4 protein-coding genes are annotated in these 2,938 nt (G+C 67.0%); 3 read left to right on the forward strand and 1 reads right to left on the reverse strand.

What is annotated here, in order from left to right; all coding sequences use genetic code 11:
* Positions 1-339: 339 nt before the first annotated feature.
* The 3 genes from RDU12_RS12740 to RDU12_RS12750 all read left to right on the forward strand — a co-directional run bounded on the left by RDU12_RS12740 (position 340) and on the right by RDU12_RS12750 (position 2,371).
* Entirely contained in the window at positions 340-678 is a 339-nt protein-coding gene (locus RDU12_RS12740) for a DUF167 family protein (RefSeq protein WP_300291702.1), read from the forward strand.
* A 212-nt stretch (positions 679-890) separates the two neighbouring features.
* Positions 891-2,120 (forward strand): 5-aminolevulinate synthase, encoded by a 1,230-nt coding sequence (gene hemA, locus RDU12_RS12745; RefSeq protein WP_300291707.1) that lies wholly within the window; start codon positions 891-893, stop codon positions 2,118-2,120.
* 32 nt (positions 2,121-2,152) lie between these two features.
* Positions 2,153-2,371: a hypothetical protein gene (locus tag RDU12_RS12750; protein WP_300291704.1), complete on the forward strand. Its 219-nt coding sequence runs from the start codon at positions 2,153-2,155 to the stop codon at positions 2,369-2,371.
* Between the two features lie 7 nt (positions 2,372-2,378).
* On the opposite strand, the gene RDU12_RS12755 is transcribed toward RDU12_RS12750, so the two are convergent.
* Positions 2,379-2,938, reverse strand: a 560-nt coding sequence (locus RDU12_RS12755) for a precorrin-8X methylmutase (protein WP_308684940.1), incomplete at its 5' end; no start/stop codon positions are given.

Genomic DNA, 2,938 nt, shown 5'->3' on the forward strand with positions numbered 1-2,938 from the left:
ACGGGCGCGTTGGCCTTGGGCGCCCTGCGGCCCTTCAAGGCGGTTCTGATCGCCTTGCAGTTCCACAACCGGGCCTCCGAAGCGCGCCGCGATGATCTGCCCTAGCGGCGGCAGACCGGCGCCCGGCTCTCGCGGACAAAACCGGACGGCCTCGAGCGATCCCGAGCCAGCACAGGACGAGCCGGCGTCGTTCGCGCTTCGCGGAGGGCAAGCGGCTTCTCCAGCGCCGTTCCGGAGGCGCACTGCGGACGTGGCGTCCGTCCCAGGGGCTGAACGGTTCAACCTCGTCCGTTGATAGTGCATTGGCGTGCACGCGATGAGCATGGTCGGGATTGAAGGATGAACAAATCGGGCGCGAGGGCGAACACAACAGATGTCGAAGGGGATTCCTTCTCCAGGTGGGAAGGCGACACCCTGGTGATCAACATCCTCGGAAAACCCGGCGCCAGCCAGGACGCCATTGGCAAGCCCAAGGGGCGGCAACTCAAGGTCAGTGTGACCGCCGCCCCGCGCCTGGGCCGCGCGACGGACCACATGGTTCGATTCCTCGCCGGTGAATTTGGCGTGTCCACCTCAGCGATCGTCGTCGTTTATGGTCGGCTCAGTGTGAACAAGCAGCTGCGCGTGACCGCGCCGACCAGGCTGCCCGGGGTATTCCGCCAGGCGGCCCTGTTCTGATCCGACACGCCCCCCCGGTGCGACAGGGCGACCGCCATGGACAGGCGCAAGGGATGGGAATTGATCCGCAGGGCGGATCTCCGCCGCCAAGGGAATTGCGGATGGAAGCCGGATTCTGATATTTGATATATCGCAAATGACTTTTTGCGCGTCATCTGACAGAGTCCGTAACCGGCCGCGCCGCGGTGGGGGCCCCTGTTCGAGTTCGGCTGATGAGATATTCCGCGTTGTTCCGGTCCGCACTTGAGCGCGTCCAGGCTGAAGGGCGCTACCGGGTGTTCGTCGATCTCAAGCGGCGTCGCGGCGCCTTTCCGAGGGCGACGTGGACGCGGCCGGACGGCTCTGAGACGGATGTCGTGGTCTGGTGTTCGAACGACTACCTGGGACAGGGCCAGAACCCCCGCGTCCTTGAGGCGATGCACGAGGCGATCGACAGCGCCGGCGCCGGCAGCGGCGGCACGCGCAACATCTCCGGGACCACGCGATATCACGTCGAACTCGAACACGAGCTGGCGGATTTGCACGGCAAGGAGGCGGCCCTGTTGTTCACCTCCGGCTATGTCTCGAACCAGGCCGCCCTTTCGACCCTTTCCAGACTGCTGCCCGGCCTGATCGTCTACTCGGACGCTCTGAACCATAATTCCATGATCGCGGGTATCCGCGCCGGAGGCAGCGAGCGCCGGATCTTCAGCCACAATGATCTTGCTCATCTGGAAAAGCTGCTGGCCGACGCGCCGGTCGACGCGCCCAAGCTCATCGCCTTCGAAAGCGTCTACTCCATGGATGGCGACATCGCTGATCTTCGCGGTACGGTGGCGCTCGCCAAGACCTACGGCGCGATGACCTACCTTGACGAGGTCCATGCCGTCGGTTTGTACGGCGCACGCGGCGGCGGGATCGCCGAACGCGACGGCCTGATGGGTCAGATCGACATCATCGAGGGCACCCTCGGCAAGGCGTTCGGCGTTATGGGCGGCTACATCGCCGCCGACGCCCTCGTCGTCGACGCAATCCGCAGCCACGCCGAAGGCTTCATCTTCACGACCTCGCTTCCCCCCGTACTGGCGGCCGGCGCGCTCGCCTCCCTGCGTCACCTGAAAGCGCATGACGAGATCCGGACAGCGCATCAGGAGCGCGCCCGGACCCTCAAGGGCCGACTGGTGGCCGCCGGGCTCCCGGTCATGCCGTCCCGGAGCCATATCGTCCCCGTGCTGGTGGGCGATGCGGCGCGGTGCCAGATGATCTCCGACGTTCTGCTCGCCGAGCACGGGATCTATGTGCAACCGATCAACTATCCGACGGTCGCCCGTGGCGCGGATCGGCTTCGGCTGACCCCAAGCCCCGATCACACCGACGCGATGATGGATGACTTGACGACCGCCCTGACCTCACTGTGGACCCGATGCAACGCGGCTTGCGCCCCGGGCGCCGTCGCCGCCTGAGCCGCGCGCCCTGCCGCGGAGGATAGACAGCCTTGAAGAAAGCTTCGGAGTATCGCGCGCACGCCGGCGAATGCCGTCGCCTCGCCACGCGGATGAAGGACGACTCGCAGAGGGACTATCTGCTGCAGATGGCCGAGGACTGGGAGGAGATGGCGCGCTATCGCGTCGGCCTGATCTCGCTCCATCCGGAATTGGCCAAGCAGGGCGAGACGGAGGAAGAAGGCCTCCCGCCCCCGATCGAAGGCGAATAGGCCGGCGTCAGGCGAGCCGGGGCGATGGCCGCCGCGAGGCGCCGCGCCGGGAGCCATTGAGCTCCAGAAGGCTGAGCAGGCCCCGCAGCAGGGCAAGGGGCGTCGGCGGACAGCCAGGAATGTGAAGATCGACGGGCAGGACGTCCGACACCCGGCCGACGCAGGCGTAGCTGCCGGCGAAGAGACCGCAGCCGCCGGCGCAGTCGCCGGCCGCCACGACCCATTTCGGGGCGGGCGTCGCCAGATAGGTTCGCTCCAGCGCCTGGCGCATGTTCTTCGTCACCGGTCCGGTGACCAGCAGCACGTCGGCATGGCGCGGCGAGGCCACGAACCGCAGCCCGAACCGTTCGATATCGTAATAGCTGTTGCTGAGCGCATTGATCTCCAGCTCGCAGGCGTTGCAGGAGCCGGCGTCGACCTCGCGGATCGACAGGCTGCGGCCGAGCCGCCGACGCGCCGCCTGTCCGACCTCCGCCGCCAGGCGGGCCAGGGCGTTGATGGCGCTGGCGGCCAGGTTGCTGCCGCCCTTGCGGCCCAGGGCGGTGATGAACTCCACGCCGGCCTGCG

Source organism: Brevundimonas sp. (genome assembly GCF_031082345.1).
Lineage (GTDB): Bacteria > Pseudomonadota > Alphaproteobacteria > Caulobacterales > Caulobacteraceae > Brevundimonas.